The 15,155-nt window shown below is 59.8% G+C and carries 10 protein-coding genes and 7 pseudogenes; 12 read left to right on the top strand and 5 right to left on the bottom strand.

What is annotated here, in order from left to right; all coding sequences use genetic code 11:
* Positions 1 to 246 precede the first annotated feature (246 nt).
* The 3 genes from Tal182_RS26080 to fni are packed head-to-tail and all read left to right on the top strand — an operon-like array spanning position 247 to position 3,852.
* Positions 247 to 1,800, top strand: a complete 1,554-nt coding sequence (locus Tal182_RS26080) for a hypothetical protein (protein ID WP_085861403.1) — start codon at positions 247 to 249, stop codon at positions 1,798 to 1,800.
* Entirely contained in the window at positions 1,797 to 2,699 is a 903-nt protein-coding gene (locus Tal182_RS26075) for a hypothetical protein (RefSeq protein ID WP_037145551.1), read from the top strand. The genes Tal182_RS26080 and Tal182_RS26075 overlap by 4 nt, the downstream gene beginning before the upstream one ends.
* Positions 2,686 to 3,852, top strand: a complete 1,167-nt coding sequence (fni, locus tag Tal182_RS26070; protein WP_244597440.1) for a type 2 isopentenyl-diphosphate Delta-isomerase — start codon at positions 2,686 to 2,688, stop codon at positions 3,850 to 3,852. Before Tal182_RS26075 ends, fni begins: the two co-directional genes overlap by 14 nt.
* 188 nt (positions 3,853 to 4,040) lie before the next feature.
* Here the strand turns inward: fni and Tal182_RS26065 are convergent, their stop codons facing one another.
* Positions 4,041 to 4,970, bottom strand: coding sequence for a polyprenyl synthetase family protein (locus tag Tal182_RS26065; protein ID WP_008536525.1), 930 nt, complete (start codon positions 4,968 to 4,970; stop codon positions 4,041 to 4,043).
* 251 nt (positions 4,971 to 5,221) lie between these two features.
* Here Tal182_RS26065 and Tal182_RS32995 point away from each other — a divergent pair.
* Positions 5,222 to 5,431 (top strand): annotated as a pseudogene (locus Tal182_RS32995) (IS6 family transposase); the annotation flags it as partial.
* 369 nt (positions 5,432 to 5,800) lie between these two features.
* Here Tal182_RS32995 and Tal182_RS32990 read toward each other — a convergent pair.
* Positions 5,801 to 5,949: pseudogene (locus Tal182_RS32990) on the bottom strand (IS5/IS1182 family transposase); the annotation flags it as partial.
* Positions 5,950 to 6,179: 230 nt separating this feature from the next.
* Positions 6,180 to 6,455 carry a hypothetical protein gene (locus Tal182_RS26060; RefSeq protein WP_170965924.1) on the bottom strand — a complete coding sequence of 92 codons (276 nt, stop codon included), beginning with the start codon at positions 6,453 to 6,455 and terminating at the stop codon, positions 6,180 to 6,182.
* A 1,611-nt stretch (positions 6,456 to 8,066) separates the two neighbouring features.
* Between Tal182_RS26060 and Tal182_RS26050 the strand changes: the two genes are divergently transcribed.
* The gene (locus Tal182_RS26050; protein ID WP_010069248.1) at positions 8,067 to 8,570 is read left to right on the top strand and encodes a helix-turn-helix transcriptional regulator; all 504 of its coding nucleotides are present in this window, start codon (positions 8,067 to 8,069) and stop codon (positions 8,568 to 8,570) included.
* A gap of 513 nt (positions 8,571 to 9,083) precedes the next feature.
* On the opposite strand, the pseudogene Tal182_RS26045 reads toward Tal182_RS26050, so the two are convergent.
* Positions 9,084 to 9,764: pseudogene (locus Tal182_RS26045) on the bottom strand (IS481 family transposase); the annotation flags it as partial.
* Between the two features lie 63 nt (positions 9,765 to 9,827).
* On the opposite strand from Tal182_RS26045, the pseudogene Tal182_RS32980 reads away from it, so the two are divergent.
* The 4 genes and pseudogenes from Tal182_RS32980 to Tal182_RS26020 all read left to right on the top strand — a co-directional run.
* Positions 9,828 to 10,013 (top strand): annotated as a pseudogene (locus Tal182_RS32980) (transposase); the annotation flags it as partial.
* Between the two features lie 218 nt (positions 10,014 to 10,231).
* Positions 10,232 to 10,582 (top strand): IS66 family insertion sequence element accessory protein TnpB, encoded by a 351-nt coding sequence (tnpB, locus tag Tal182_RS26030; RefSeq protein WP_064823794.1) that lies wholly within the window; start codon positions 10,232 to 10,234, stop codon positions 10,580 to 10,582.
* 59 nt (positions 10,583 to 10,641) lie between these two features.
* Positions 10,642 to 12,275: pseudogene (locus Tal182_RS26025) on the top strand (IS66-like element ISRel24 family transposase).
* Complete coding sequence (locus Tal182_RS26020; RefSeq protein WP_088939484.1) at positions 12,275 to 12,574, top strand: hypothetical protein; 300 nt, start codon at positions 12,275 to 12,277, stop codon at positions 12,572 to 12,574. The pseudogene Tal182_RS26025 and the gene Tal182_RS26020 overlap by 1 nt, the downstream one beginning before the upstream one ends.
* A gap of 27 nt (positions 12,575 to 12,601) precedes the next feature.
* On the opposite strand, the pseudogene Tal182_RS26015 reads toward Tal182_RS26020, so the two are convergent.
* Positions 12,602 to 12,869, bottom strand: a pseudogene (locus Tal182_RS26015) (IS481 family transposase); the annotation flags it as partial.
* A gap of 442 nt (positions 12,870 to 13,311) precedes the next feature.
* Between Tal182_RS26015 and Tal182_RS26010 the strand changes: the two are divergent.
* From Tal182_RS26010 to Tal182_RS26005, 3 genes and pseudogenes are all read left to right on the top strand, one after another.
* A complete protein-coding gene (locus Tal182_RS26010; protein WP_081282835.1) occupies positions 13,312 to 13,818 on the top strand; it encodes a helix-turn-helix transcriptional regulator in 507 nt (168 codons plus the stop codon).
* A 527-nt stretch (positions 13,819 to 14,345) separates the two neighbouring features.
* Positions 14,346 to 14,483: pseudogene (locus tag Tal182_RS32975) on the top strand (adenylyl-sulfate kinase); the annotation flags it as partial.
* A gap of 58 nt (positions 14,484 to 14,541) precedes the next feature.
* Positions 14,542 to 15,030: an adenylyl-sulfate kinase gene (locus tag Tal182_RS26005; RefSeq protein WP_064823792.1), complete on the top strand. Its 489-nt coding sequence runs from the start codon at positions 14,542 to 14,544 to the stop codon at positions 15,028 to 15,030.
* Positions 15,031 to 15,155 lie beyond the last annotated feature (125 nt).

Genomic DNA, 15,155 nt, shown 5'->3' with positions numbered 1-15,155 from the left:
TGCAGCGGGCCAAAAGGGTATCTGTTCAAGCACGCGCTGTGCGCATTGGCGCCGGTCCGCACGGAGGCGCCGCCGTACCGCTGCGATCGGCCGGCGGCACCGCTAGATGCTACATTGTGTTCGATTCCACGGCGCAGATCGGAGCGGTTGCCCACCGCGGTCCGCCGCGCTGCCCGGCGGACCGCCGCCAGCATAGGTGCGCTTCGCCGCGCTTCTCGTCAACTGCCTGCAGAGGGAACATCCCGCATGAGTGCGCTGTCCGAACAGATCCTTTCTGAATTGCGCCACCTGCTGAACGAGACGCGCGATGGCGGCAGCGTGAGTCCGTCCGTTTACGACACGGCGCGCGTTTTGCAGTTCAGCGGCAACGTCACCGGTCGGCAGAACGGATACGCGTGGCTCATGGCGCAGCAACAGGCCGATGGCGGGTGGGGAAGTGCTGACTTCCCACTGTTCCGCCATGTACCCACGTGGGCGGCGTTGCTTGCATTGCGGCGTGCCGATCCTCTTCCCGGCGCTGCGGACGCAGTTCAGGCTGCAACGCGGTTCCTCGAGCGCCAGCCGGATCCCTACGCGGATGCGGTGCCGGAAGACGCGCCGGTAGGCGCGGAGCTGATCCTGCCGCAGATCTCCGGCGAGGCCACATCCTTGGTGGGCGACGTGGTGTTTCCGCGCTACCCGGCGCTGTTGCCGTTGCGGCAAGCGTGCCTGGTTAAGTTGGGGACGGTGGGACGGCTGCCGAGCGGCCATCCGTTGTTGCACTCCTGGGAAGCCTGGGGGACGTCGCCGACCACGGCATGCCTGGACGACGACGGCAGCATCGGCATCAGCCCGGCGGCAACCGCCGCGTGGCGTGCGCACGCCCTCACACAGGCGAGCGCGCCACAGGTCGAGCGTGCGGACAGGTATCTTCAGGCCGCATCGCGCGCGGCGCGCAGCGGCATCGAAGGTGTCGTTCCCAGCGTCTGGCCGATCAACGTGTTCGAGCCATGCTGGTCGCTGTACACTCTGCATCTGGCCGGGTTGTTTTCGCATCCCGCGCTCGCCGAGGCGGTGCGCGTGATCGTCGCGCAGCTCGATGCCTGTCTGGGCGTGCGCGGTCTGGGTCCGGCCTTGCACTTCGCGGCCGATGCGGACGACACTGCTGTTGCGTTGTGCATCCTGCGCCTAGCAGGACGCAACCCGGGTGCCGACGCGTTGCGCCACTTCGAAATCGGCGGGCTGTTCGTTACCTTCCCCGGCGAGCGCAATGCCTCGGTGTCGACCAACATCCACGCCCTGCATGCGTTCAGACTTTTGGGAAAGCCCACCGCCGGTACCAGCGCTTACCTTGAGGCCAATCGCAACGCGGACGGTCTATGGGACAATGACAAATGGCATGTTTCGTGGCTGTATCCCACCGCGCATGCAATCGCTGCGCTCGCGCAAGGCGCGCCCCAGTGGCGCGACGAGCGCGCGCTGGCGGCGCTGTTGCAGGCGCAGCGCGACGACGGCGGCTGGGGCGCGGGTCGCGCGTCAACATTTGAGGAAACCGCCTATGCGCTGTTCGCGTTGCACGTGATGGATGGGCGCGAAGAGCCGACAGGGCGCGCCCGCATCGCGCTGGCGGTCGCGCACGCGCTGGAGTGGATGCTCGCTCGCCATGAGGCGCATGAATTGCCGCAGACGCCGCTGTGGATCGGCAAGGAATTGTATTGCCCGACCCGGGTCGTGCGCGTGATCGAACTCGCCGGCTTGTGGCTGGCTCTTCGTTGGGGGCGGCGCATCCCGACCGAGGTAGCAGGAGGAATAGCGCAATGATCCCGACCGAAAGCGCGCTGCAGCAAGTACTGGAGTGGGGGCGTTCCCTGACCGGATTCGCCGACGAGCATGCCGTAGAAGCAGTTAGGGGCGGACAGTACATCCTGCAGTGTATCCAACCGAGCTTGCACGATATCAGCGCCCGCACCGGCCGAGATCCGCAGGACGAAAAGCTGATCGTGGCGTTTTATCGCGAGTTGGCGCTACTGTTTTGGCTCGACGATTGCAACGACCTTGGCCTGATCGCGCCGGAGCAGCTGGCCGCGGTGGAGCAGGCGCTGGGGCAGGGCGTGCCATGCGCGGTCCCCGGTTTCGAGGGCTGCGCTGTGCTGCGCGCTTCCCTGGCCGCGCTCGCCTACGATAGGCGCGACTATACTGAGCTTCTTAACGATACCCGGTGCTACTGCGCGGCGCTGCGCGCCGGACACGCGCAGGCGGCGGGGGCTGAACGCTGGTCGTACGCCGAATACTTGCACAACTCCATCGATTCGATCGCCTACGCGAACGTGTTCTGTTGCCTGTCGTTGCTATGGGGGCTGGACATGGCGACCCTGCGCGCGCGTCCGGCGTTTCGCCAGGTGCTGCGGCTCATCTCCACGATAGGGCGCCTGCAGAACGATCTGCATGGATGCGCCAAGGATAGGGCGGCGGGAGAGGCCGACAACGCTGCCATCCTGCTCCTGCAGCGTTATCCGGCTATGCCTGTGGAGGATTTCCTCAACGACGAGCTGGTCGGCCATGCGCGCATGCTGCACCGAGTGATGGTGAAAGAACGCTTTCCTGCACCATGGGGACCGTTAATCGAGGCCATGGCGGTCATTCGCGCGAAGTACTACCAGACCTCGATCAGCCGCTACGGCAACGATGCGGCGGGGGGAGGCCAGCGTGCGCCGGCGTGAACGCGCGGGAGGCGGCGGCGTGCGCGCGGCGCCCTCGGTCCGATCCGACGCAACGCCAACGCCCAATACGGCGGATCGAGCGAGCGGGTGCGACGACGCCCTGACCCGGCGCAAGGACGACCATCTGGACCTCGTGCTGGATCGGCGAACGGCGCCAGCCACGGTCGCTGCCGGCTGGGAGCAAATCCGGTTCGAACACTGCGCACTGCCCGAGCTGGACCTGACGCAGATCGAACTGCGCACATCGCTGTTAGGCAAGCCCATGCGTGCGCCGCTGCTGATCAGTTCCATGACCGGCGGAATGCCACGCGCAGAGGCCATCAATCGGCACCTGAGCGAGGCGGCGCAAGCCTTGGGGATCGCCATGTGCGTCGGTTCGCAGCGCGTGAGCCTGCAATCGCGCAATTCCCAGGGGCTGACGCGCGCCCTACGCCGCCTGGCGCCTGACATTCCCTTGCTGGCCAATATCGGCGCTGCGCAACTGCGCGAGGCCGACGGCCTTGATCTGGCGCGCCGGGCTGTCGATGCGCTGGAGGCTGATGGGCTGATCGTCCATCTCAATCCGCTGCAGGAAGTGCTACAGCCGGATGGCGACCGCGACTGGCACGGCGTACTGGCGCAGGTGGCTCGCGCCGCGCGTAGCGTGGGCGTGCCGATCGTGGCCAAAGAAGTCGGGTGGGGCCTGTCCGCCTCGGTGGCCTGCGCGCTCGTCGAGGCGGGTGTTGAGGTGATTGATGTCGCCGGAGCCGGCGGCACCAGTTGGGCCGCGGTGGAGGGCGAGCGCGCCCGCGATGCCGCCGGCCGTGCAGTGGCGATGGCGTTTGCCGATTGGGGGATCCCGACACCGGCCAGCTTGCAGGCGGTCCGTCGGGCACTGCCAACGGTGAAGCTTATCGCGTCCGGCGGGATCCGCGACGGCGTCGACGTGGCCAAGGCCATTCGCCTCGGTGCGGACATTGCCGGGCAGGCAGCCGGCGTGCTGCCGGCGGCTACGGTATCGACCGAAGCGGTCGTTGCGCATTTCGAGGTCGTCATCCGCCAGTTGGCCGTCGCCTGCTTTTGCACCGGCTCACCTGATCTGGCGACGTTGCGCCAGGCGCGCTTGTTGCCCTCCGCGCACTTGTTGCCCTCCGAGCATCCGCCAGTCGGATGATGCCGGCGTCGCCCGCTCTGTCGGCCGGCCCTCCAAGCTGGTTGCAAAAACCGTTAACGCTAAAGCTAGACCTCTAATCCACCTTGGCCCAGCGGTTCGATGCAGGGAACGAAGTGTTCATGAAGCAGCTGTTGACGATGAAGCGGTAATGATGCCGCCGGCTAGGTTATGCGTACCGTAACTCGGGCTTACAAAGGCGCGCAATCCAGCGCCGTTTGTTGAATCAGACCGGCTTTTCCCGGTCCAGCCACGCCTTTGCAAAGTGCATGATTAAGCCAGTCAACGAAGGACCGTTTTTGAGGGCTGGCAGGAATGGTGTCACCTATCTGTTCGAGATACGCATAAAATCTGGCGGCTGCGCTGTCCAATCCTTGGCCGCGAACGATACTGGGTCGATTCAGCTGCGTGTCCACGGCAGGCAATTTGCCAAGCACTTCTGCGCGGCCGACTGTATCTGCGATGTCGTCGGCGATCTGATACGCGTGCCCGAGCAATTCCCCCACCTTAGACCATGGGGCCGGATCTGCACCACTTGCCAGGGCACCGCAAGTGGCCGCCGCGACAAAGAGGGAGCCGGTCTTGTAATGGTGATAGCGGTCGATTGGGACGTGCGTCATTGCCTCCATCGACTGTCCGGCGATCAGTCCGTGACTGGGGCCGACCGCCTCCGCAACCACCTCGATCATGCGCGCGCCCAACTCAGGTGTTAGCGCAGCCTGCAAGCTGAGGTATTTGAAAGCCATCACAATCAAGGCATCGCCGGTCAAAACGGCGATAGGCTCTCCGAAAAGCCGGTGCACCGTTGGTCTGCCGCGGCGTAGGGCCGCGTTATCGAAGCAAGGCAAGTCGTCATGCACCAACGAGGCACAGTGCAGCAATTCAATTGCTGCCGCGGCTCTTGTCGCCAGCTCAGGATCTTTTTCGCCGCACACATAGGAGACTTTCAAGCAGAGCTTGGGGCGCATCCGGGAGCCCCCTGGAAACACTGCCGCGTCCAGCGCTCCACGCAGGTGAGCCGGCGCAGCCGGACTTAGAGCAGTATCCATGGCAGCTCGCAGCGCTTGCTCGATGAGCTTGTCGCTATCGCCAACCACGTCGGCTTGGTGATTCGAAATCATATCGCATCTCCACTTTTGAGACGAAAACGAAAACGGGCCTAGTCCAACGGGTGCCAAACAAAAGGCCGATTTCGCTGTGTCTCTTCAGGTTCTAGGGCACCGTTAAGTTTAGCGGATTGCGGCGGCCAACATGCGGCACCGGCGTGACCAATGAAACCGTGTGCCAGTGGGAGCCTTAACTCGGCAAGGCGATCTCCCACTGGAATCCCTTGAAGCAGTCTCATTCGCGGCGACATGACATCTGAACGTCGGTTACTTCGATCGCGCGCGAAGAACATTGGCTCCGGCGGCGCTGTCGGCCAGAATGGCATCGCTCTCAACGTCTTGATCCAAAGCTGAAGAGGCTCCCGCGCTGAGCAGTGGCTGGTGACAAAGCTCTTTGGATCGGCTGCACGCCGCCGCGCGTGATGATCGCTGACGAGCTCCGTTCGTACGGTACGACATGCGCGAAGATGGGCCTTACATCTAAAGGTGTTGGTCATCGTCGATAGTAGCCACTGGAGCTTGGACCGGAACCATTGCCGGCAGAGATCTGGGCTCCTACAAGCAATTGGTGTGCCACCAGATCATTGTTAGTGAATGTTTCAATGGCGACAGAAGGCGCCTTCCGGTGCTCACCGTGTGTCGGGAGTCGCGGATTGTGCCACTCCGCCTAGTATTTGAACAGCGTCAACCTTGCGAGCGATCCGTCCGAAGGCCAACCCAGCATTGGAGTGATTTGGGTTGAGGTCACAATGCACGTCGGCGCTTGCATCATGCCAGCCTGTCAATGTGCGCGATCGCACACGACTGTCAGCTTTGCGTCAATTACGATCGAACCGATGCTTTTGACGTTTCACGAGGTTACGCTGCCGATAGACCCAGCGTGAGAAGACGACTGAGCCCTTCCAGTTGTTCTTCGGCGCGATGTTGCCGAAGCCTTACACTCGACCGGCTTGGCGAGGATTTCAGCGCTGCCGTAGCCCTTGTCGGCCGGCAGGAAACCGCTTCGAGAAGTCGGTCCCCTACCGCCTTTTGCTAGCGGACTAAAAGGGCGGAGCAGGTGGATCTATACAGCGCTTTCTTTCAAAGCCCTGGTTGCGCCTTGTGTTCGTCAGCGATCAGGAGCGCCTTCGGCTCGACATGCTTGGCGACGGCCGCCCATGCATCCTTGCCGTTCTCGTCCACCCCGCGTCACCGTTCTGTTCGGTGCATGGCGGTTGGCCTCCCTCAGCGCCAGAACTCACATGCGCTTGCCGTTCTGATTTTCCTTCTTGCGCCCGTCCTTGCGCTCTTCCTTCTTGTCACCTTGCGGAGGACGCCGCCCACATACTTGCCGTCGATCTGCGCCGTACCGTGCAGCTTGATCGCATCACGGCGAAGGTCGGCTGCCTCCCGGAGCTTCTGCAGCAGGAAGTAGGCGGTCTTATACTGGACGTTGGCCTTGCGGCTCAGATGGAGCGCCGCCATGCCCTTGGCGGCCGTGATCTCCTCCCAGATTGCCATGATGATCTTCTTGAATGAAAGCTTGCGGTTGGCGAAAACCGAAAATTCGGCGCGGCATTCCGGCTCCGAGCATCAGAACGACGACGCCGTACGGCTCCAGGCAGCCACAGCGAGGGCAATATGGCTTCCCGACGTTCTTGGGCCAACGGAAGTCGACGAACAGGCCGTAGGTGTCGTCCTCGGCTGCCCGAAGCCTCTCTCGGGTCAGGCCAGGCGCACTGGTCGCATTTCGAACCTCCGGTCTCCTGCGGAGAAGGCGTCGTAGGAATTCGGTCTCAGGTGGGAATTCGCTCCTGCAGCATGTTCAGGCTTCCGGTCGATACGCGAGACATAAGCAGACAACTCCGTCGTAAGGACGGAAGCGAAAGGTCAGTGCTCTATTCGTATCGATTTGAACATGAAAGGACCCTTACCAGGAGAACGAAACCACTTCAGGGGTTAGCACTTTCGTAAGGTTGTCAAACCCGTGCCCTTATATCGGGAGAAAATTCAATGTCTCAGAGCCAGACTACCCAGCGCAATCTATAATCCAGTTCAGTGAATGGGTCCAGATCGTGAGAGCTGTCTTCGGGTGACCGCGCCTCATGACGACTATTAACGACTCCTTCCCAACAATCGAACATCGCAAGGTAGATTCACGTTCGAGCATCTTGTGCCTACCTCTGTATGCCTTACTGGGCAGGTAACCTTGCCGTTTCAGGCCCTGTCCTGACCTCTGGCCTTAATGATCTTGTTGTTTATTACCTTTTCCCGAGCAGATCAGACGAACACAACGTAGAACTGGTGGTAAAAAGCGCTGATCAGAAAGAAATTAATTTCAGCCGCATCAAGCGAAGGTGTAGCGTCTGCCAACTCGTAAAAAAGGCTCATTTCCAGCAAATAAGGGTGCCCTAGAAACAAAAAAGGCCCCCTAAAGAAGCCTTCCCATGGCGTTTCCGCCGAACGCGTGTGCCTTACCGTGGTGTACCGACCTCTAAGGGTGCACCTGCAACAGCGACCTTTCGGAAGCCTCGTTGTCTGCTGCTTACAATGATGTAACCCTCACGGTCGACTATTTCAAGCCCTTTGTGTGGATGCGATAAGGTGGCGGCTTCGTTTAGCAAAGTTCACGTTTGTGGCACTTGCTCCATGATGCCGGAATTTTCAGAGAGCATCGAACCTACACGCTAGCGGGAGCGGTAACCGATATGGGTTCTTGGCTGAGTGATTTCCAGCACGGCGGAGCTTTCCCAGCTAGCCAAATGGGATATCGTGGGACGGGGAAATGGATCGGTTTTCGAGGATTATGTCTTATCGTCCTCAACGAAGACCGCTTAGAAGATGTTGAGCATTGAATGTGAATTTTCGCTCAAATTCGACGCAACCTAGATGATTCAGTGGCGGGTGCGGCCATAGCCGACTCATCTTTCATGGAACTGGGCCACCGGTCTAGCGAGACTGTTTTGAATGCATTCATGAAGCAATTTGGCTAAACTCTCAAATATTTGCTATAACGCAAAAAATGCCCAAAATGGGTATTTAAAACGGTTGTAGTGTGGCGATGGCAAGTGGTTCAAATCGGTTCAGGTTGGCTCAAGTCTACAACGAGTGGCAGGAAAACAGGGACGTGCGGTGACGGAAGATCTAGCAAGCTACAGAAGTTCGAGAGGCCTCGTCAGCACCGCCGATCCGGAGGTTGACAAGGCGATCTATCGAAAGCCAGGTTTCGGCGGCGAAATTACATCGTTGGGTCACATGGAGGAATTGATCAGCGCGTTCCTGAAAAAGACACGCGAAGCGCAGGGCCTGTCTCGCGCAGACGTTGCTCCAATGCTTGGTCTGTCCATCCCTGTATACGGACGCTACGAGCGGGCATTTTCCAAAATGACTGTTACTCGGATGATCCATCTGTGTGAGATTCTTGGCTTCATGCCTATCGATATGATCTTTGAAGCTGCGCCACATCTTTGGGGCCGCACATCGGAGGAGGCCGAGGATTGTCTCACACTGGCGAGGATTCTTAGGAGACTTCCGAACGGCACGACGCGCGATCTTATTCGGCTCCTGCAGCGAATGATCCCCGATGACGACGAGAGCGACAGAGGTATCAGTGATGTAGCGGAGCCCGTGAAGTGAGCTGGGTTTGTCTATGACGCCCCCAGTAGTTAGCAGTATTGGTGATAGCTGTCGCAGCCGACGCGCTGTCGTCGGTGTGCAGACACCCGCAATCTCACAACTTAGTTTTTCACTCGAATTTCCGTCTGATCAACAATACGCGCCGATTGCGCAATTTTTCGATCTTTGGTTGGCGTTGATCTCGCTCGATGCTCGAGCGATTCGTCGGCGAGCGACGCCAAGTCTATTTGCATGCGCTTTGCTTCGACAGTAGGGTCTGTGTTAAACTCCCTCGTTGGGTTTTCCCGCTCAATGCCATGTGGGTATTCGAGCCGCCGGCGCGCATGCTTTGATTTCGATTGCTGAATCTAAGCCCGTCCTCTCCGCGCCTCCGTTCCATCGCGCCGATCCTTTTTGCCATTCGGCTCGGAAATAGCCTTTTGACATCACGATCAGGTTCCGCGAAAAACGGGGTCGAGTCGCTGAGACTGGAAACGCTGTTCATGGCTGTCGCCGTTCAGGTAAGGGCATCGCCTAGGTGTTTAGTCCCGGCATTTGATGGATGGGGTCGATGATGAATCGATCCGGCTCCAAAGTCCATTGTCTGCAGATGAACTCGTAAGGCGTAAGGCCCTTTAGCGTCTTGAGCCGGCGCCCGAAATTGTAGGCGTCGATAAAGTCAGCCAGATGTTTTTTCAACTGCGCATGATCGTCGTAGTGGAAGCGCTTGACGGTCGCCTCCTTGATCGTTCGGTTCATCCGTTCGACCTGTCCGTTGGTCCAGGGATGCTTCACCTTGGTCAGGCGATGCTCGATGCTGTGATCGTCGCAGACCCAATCGAAGATGTGCTGGAAGGCATTTCGATCACAAGCTCGGTTGGTGAACTGAATGACATTGTCGGTCAAAACGGTGTGAATGGTGTAGGGCACTGCCGTGATCAGATTGCGCAAGAACTGAGCGGCATTCATCTTGCCGGCTTTGGTGTAGAGTTCCGCGAACGCGAACTTGGATGTTCGGTCAATTGCGACAAAGAGATAGAGCTTGCCCTCGGCCGTCTGCACCTCGGCAATATCGATGTGGAAGTAACCGATCGGATAGCTTTTGAACTTCTTCTTCGGCTCCTTGTCGCCTCTGACCTCCGGCAGACGTGAAATGCCGTGGCGCTGCAAACACCTGTGCAACGACGAACGCGTCAGATGTGAAATGGTCGGCTGATGGTACCCATCCGGCGAAGGCCGTCTGTCCTGACTTGCTGATTGGCTTTAAGTCCATGCCTTATGTTATGCGCTACAATCATTTCCCCCATTGAGGTCTTGTCCGTCGACGATCTTGATCGCCGACGGGATTGGTCGGACGAAGAGAAGGTTCGGATCGTCGAGGAAAGTCTACAAGGCTTTCGGCAAGGCTCGGTGACGGCGCGGCGATATGGATTGTCACGGTCATTGTTGACCCGTTGGCGTCGGGAATACCGTAGTGGTCTTCTGAGCAGTTCCGCTACAACGGGCTTCGTGCCACTTACGATTTCGCCATCGGCGGCGGCATCTTGCGAGGTAGCCTCACGGCTGCGATTTGAAGACGACATGACGATCGAGATCGGCCTGCCGAATGGCCGACGGCTGACGATCCCAGCCTCGCTTGATCCGACCATTCTTGCCCGCCTGTTGCCCGTCGTGGATGGGTCATGATCGCGTTTCCCGCGGGGGTAAAGGTGTGGATCGCGGGCGGGGTGACGGACATGCGTTGCGGCATGAACAGCCTGGCGCTGAAGGTTCGGCAAGGTCTTGGCCGCGATCCTCATGGCGGCGAAGTCTTCTGCTTCCGGGGTCGCAAGGGTGACCTGATCAAGGTCCTCTGGCATGACGGCGTCGGCATGTCGCTTTACCTGAAGCGGCTGGAAGCTGGAAAGTTCATCTGGCCGGTCAGCCAGAATGGCTCCGCCGTGCCTGTATCGTCGGCGCAGCTCGGCTATCTCCTGGAAGGGATCGACTGGGGCAACCCGCGCTGGACGCAGCGGCCTTCGAAGGCAGGCTGACCGCCTGCATTCCTCTGTTTTTGTTGGGCTTTCGGCATGCGGCATGGTAGCTTTCGGCCATGGATGATGCTGCTTCGGAGATAGCCAGACTGCGCGCCGCGCTTGCGGCATCGGAAGCGCGTGCCGCCTGCGCCGAGGCCGATCTCGCGCAGGTGCGCGCGGTCGTGACGACGTCTGAGGCGATGATCCGGCATCTCAAGCTCGAGATCGCCAAGATACGTCGCGAGCAGTACGGCCAGAGCTCGGAGCGCCGCGCCCGGCTGATCGAGCAAATGAAATTGCAGCTCCAAGAACTTGAAGCCGACGCCACCGAAGACGAGATCGCTGCGGAACGCGTGGCGACGAGAATCACAAATGTCTCCGCTTTCGAACGCCGCCGGCCGGCCCGCAAGCCGTTTCCCGAGCACCTGCCGCGCGAGCGCCTGGTCATCGATGCCCCGTCGACCTGCACCTGCTGCGGCTCGCCCCGCATCGTGAAGATGGGCGAAGACATCACCGAGACGCTGGAGATCATTCCGCGCCAGTGGAAGGATCCAGACGGTGCGCGAGAAGTTCACCTGCCGGGACTGCGAGAAGATCAGCCAGCCACCGGCCCCTTTCCATGCGACACCGCGGGGATGGGCAGGACCGCACCTGCTGGCGACGATCCTGTTCGAGAAGTTCGGCCAACATCAGCCATTGAACCGCCAGGCTGAGCGCTACGCCAGGGAAGGCGTCGCTCTCAGTCTCTCCACACTGGCCGATCAGGTCGGAGCCTGCACGACGGCCCTGCAGCCGATCCATGACCTGATCCGTGCCCATGTTCTGGCCGCCGAGCGGCTGCATGGTGACGACACCACCGTGCCGCTTCTGGCCAGGGGAGCAACAAAGCAGGCGAGGCTCTGGACCTACGTCCGCGATGACCGCCCTTTCGCGGGCGGCGCGCCTCCCGCCGCACTCTTCCACTTCTCTCCCGATCGCGAGAAGACCCACCCCAACACGCATCTCGCCGGATGGCACGGCACCCTGCAAGCCGATGCCTATGGCGGCTACAACGACCTCTATCGTGTCGACCGCCGCCCCGCGCTGGTGATCAGCGCACTTTGCTGGAGCCACGCGCGGCGCAAATTCTTCGAACTCGCTGACATCGCCGGCAACGTGCGCAAGGGCAAACCTGCCCACGAGATATCGCCCGTCGCGCTTGAGGCCGTTGCCCGCATCGACGCGCTCTTCGACATCGAGCGCGGCATAAACGGAATGCCTGCCGAGGATAGGCTCGCAGCGAGGCTGCAACATGCTCGCCCGCTCGTCGAAGAACTGCACGATTGGCTCATGGCCCAGCGCGGGCAAATGTCGAAGCACAACCCCGTCGCCAAGGCGATCAACCACATGTTCGAGAAGGAGGGTCGCTGGGAAGCCTTCGCCCGGTTCCTCGACGACGGCAGACTGTGTCTGACGAACAATGCCGCCGAACGAGCCCTGCCCGGCGTTGCTCTCGGAAGAAAGGCATGGCTATTCGCCGGTTCCCAGCGCGGAGGCGAGCGTGCTGCCTTCATGTATTACCCTAATCGTCACGGCAAAGATGAACGATATCGATCCGCAGGCCTGGTTGGCGGACGTGCTCGCCCGCATGCCTGGCATTCCCGTATCACGGCTGCCGGAACTGTTGCCGTGGAACTGGCCCGCCGGAAGCGCCCGGCAGATGGCGGCCTGATGGCGCGCCCGACGCATGTCTACACGATCAACTACGTCGCCACGCTGATTGGCGAGAACCTCGAACTCATCCAGGAGGTCGCCAGCAACTCCGACAACATCGACTATGGTGAGATGATCCATGCCCATGACGGCAGCGAAGAGGGCATCACGACCTTCACCGACCGGGGCATCGAAAGCTTGAAGGAGTTCCTCGCCGATATCCGCACCTGGGAAGGAGGTGTTCGGCAGTTCCTTGTCGACGAGCAATGCGATCGCGACAAGATCGAACGCATCATGGCAGACGAGCCGAAATCATAAGCCCTCGCGGCCTTCGCCGGATGGATACGGCTGATGAGCGTAGAGGCAATCATCGAGCGGCAGCAACGTGTGCCGGCGGAAGGCGACGATAGCGGCCTCTTCTTCGAGGGAAAGGGTCGTCGAGTGTGGGTCCTTGGGCCTGTAGGAAGGTCGACCAACGATGTCCGCTTCTTCCATTTCGCCACGGTTTTCTGGTTGATCCCGTATCGCTTCGAAAGCGTTCTCAGGCTCTCTTCACTATTGCTCGACGGATTGCCTCTGTCGTCGTGGCGCTCCCGTGTAGAACCTGGCCCATAGTGCTTCCCTCCATGCCAAGGAAAATATTGCACCATCAAATGCCGGAACCAAACACCAGAGCAGCCAGCGCGCGGAGCCGTGATTGGTTTGCCGTGAACCGAGAGCTCCGCGTGCAGGACAAAAGGCCACCATGCCCGCACACGACGTCCCGGGAGCTAGACGAGGAAATGAAGCGACCGTTATCACCAAAATCACTGAGGGTCATAGCCAATTTGGCGCAAGTGGATAATCCTTGCGTGAAGCGATTTCGGTGTTATCTATGTGTATGTACTTGCAATCACTGATATATTTTGGTGAACGATAGCTATCGGGCGAGGTCCGCGTGGCCCAAAATGCGCCAAATGAGATCGAAACGAAACATTGGTGGTTCCAAGCACATCACTTTCCGTATAAAGAGCTTCGGCGCATTTACCTCAGTCGGAGCAATGTCAGGACCACCATTGAAGCAATGGATTAATGAACTCGGTTTGCAACAAGTCGATGATCCAGGCATAGACAAGCCGGTCTATCGAAAACCTTTTGACGGACGGATTGCACTTAGCGCCGAACTCGAAAACTTGATCAGCATCAGCCTTCGCGAAGCCCGCGATAAGCGAAAACTCCCGCGCTCGAAACTGGCGCCCTTGCTTGGCATCACTAAGCAGGTCTACGGCCGGTACGAAAATGGAGTATCCCGCTTGACCGTGAGCCGACTGATTCATCTGTGTGAGGTTTTGGATGCCACTCCGGAAGAAATTATCGCCCCGGCGGCACCTTATCTTTGGGGCGAAACGGAAACCAAAGCGGTTCTGCTGCTGGCTACTATCGTGAAGTTGCGGACTTTCGATGAAGAGATCTTGCAAGATATTTTCAGCTTACTAAGCCGCATAGACGAGACCGGTAGCGATAGCGGCGATCGTGCCATGAAAGTCGCGTCTACCAGCGCCACTGCAGACGATTGCGAATAGGACGTAGATCGCTAGCTTCAATAAACAGAACGTGCGTCCCTGATGAAGTTCCATCAGAAACCGCGACCAACCGCTCGCGCCGTTGCAGGTTGCCGAAGCGAGCTTTGCGCAGGCGGTTAGGACTAGCTGGCGACCGTTCATCGCCACTCCGGGACATAGGTGGGTAAACCGGGGAGGGCGCAGTTGGGTCAACTGGTCCAACGCATCCCTGCTTTCGGCCGCTGGAGGGGACGCGCGGTCGTCTTACGCCGCGAGTGCCAGGGAGGTCACGTCAAAGTCCAAGAAACCCGTATATTCGACATACAAAGCATCGATAATTCCATTCATACAATCCATTTTACCAATCTCCCGTGATGATGCATTAGGAATGATCTCAGACGCGAGTGACGGCGAAACATTTGACGATCCGGACTGGCTATAGCGCGAACCCGAGCAACGGCGCCGACATGCATCGGGGTGGCCAATGCTTCGATCGCACAGTGCGTGCTTCAAAAACAGCAGCAGGAAATACCAAAGGAGGTCTTTGCATGCGTTCTGAGGTGCGGTGGAAGCTGTGCTGGGAAAACGAGCTGGAACTCATCGACCACGTCGATCCTCCCGAGCTCTTTCGCAAAGCCCAAGGGCCGACCGGGGTCTTCAATTTCAGTGGCAGCCAAAGCTGGGCAAGGCGCGCCGACAACCTGCATTGGCAGGCGACCGACGCTGACAAGGGCGCGCGCGGCGATGAAGAGTCAGCAGCCAGCCGTCCTCCTTTTGTTCACTGGACTTTCCGGCTCCGGCAAGTCGACAATCGCCAATGCGCTCGACCGGCTGCTGCATGCCCACGGGAAGCACACCTACATCCTCGACGGCGACAACGTGCGCCACGGGCTCAATCGCGACTGGCTTCAATCAACCCGATCGCGTCGAGAACATCCGCCGCGTTGCCGAGGTCGCCGAGCTGATGGAGGAGGGGAGCTTATTGAAATCCTCGTCGACACGCCGCTTGAGGAATGCGCGCGACGCGATCCGAAGGGGCTTTATCGGAAGGCGCTCGCCGGCAAGATCGCCAATTTCACCGGCGTTTCCTCGCCGTACGAAATCCCTGAGGGCGCTGAATTACATCTCGAAACGGTTGGCCACGACCCTGCGGCGTTGGCGTTTGAGATCGAACAGTTCCTCGAAAGGCGAATGGAGCAAGTGACGCATGAGTGTGAGAGTGGGGAGGCTTGACCATTGGCGGCTTGAAGCGGCCGCGGCGGTCCCTGGCCTATTAACTACGCGGCGACCGTAGCAGCCCGCAGGCGGGCCGCGCCAACGTCCGATGTGGCTTCAACAGGAGACAGCCGATCACGCGC

The organism is Rhizobium sp. TAL182 (assembly GCF_002117725.1).
GTDB classification, from domain to species: Bacteria; Pseudomonadota; Alphaproteobacteria; order Rhizobiales; family Rhizobiaceae; genus Rhizobium; species Rhizobium esperanzae.
The sequence above is the reverse complement of the archived record's forward strand: the minus strand, read 5'-3'. Positions and strand labels throughout refer to the sequence as shown.

Bases quoted from the DNA above. Each gene is read 5' to 3' on its own strand.
- Tal182_RS26060 (WP_170965924.1), bottom strand. From the start codon at position 6,455: ATGGCAATCTGGGAGGAGATCACGGCCGCCAAGGGCATGGCGGCGCTC.
- Tal182_RS26075 (WP_037145551.1), top strand. From the start codon at position 1,797: ATGATCCCGACCGAAAGCGCGCTGCAGCAAGTACTGGAGTGGGGGCGT.
- Tal182_RS26065 (WP_008536525.1), bottom strand. From the start codon at position 4,970: ATGATTTCGAATCACCAAGCCGACGTGGTTGGCGATAGCGACAAGCTC.
- Tal182_RS26080 (WP_085861403.1), top strand. From the start codon at position 247: ATGAGTGCGCTGTCCGAACAGATCCTTTCTGAATTGCGCCACCTGCTG.
- tnpB (WP_064823794.1), top strand. From the start codon at position 10,232: ATGATCGCGTTTCCCGCGGGGGTAAAGGTGTGGATCGCGGGCGGGGTG.
- Tal182_RS26020 (WP_088939484.1), top strand. From the start codon at position 12,275: ATGGCGCGCCCGACGCATGTCTACACGATCAACTACGTCGCCACGCTG.
- Tal182_RS26005 (WP_064823792.1), top strand. From the start codon at position 14,542: ATGAAGAGTCAGCAGCCAGCCGTCCTCCTTTTGTTCACTGGACTTTCC.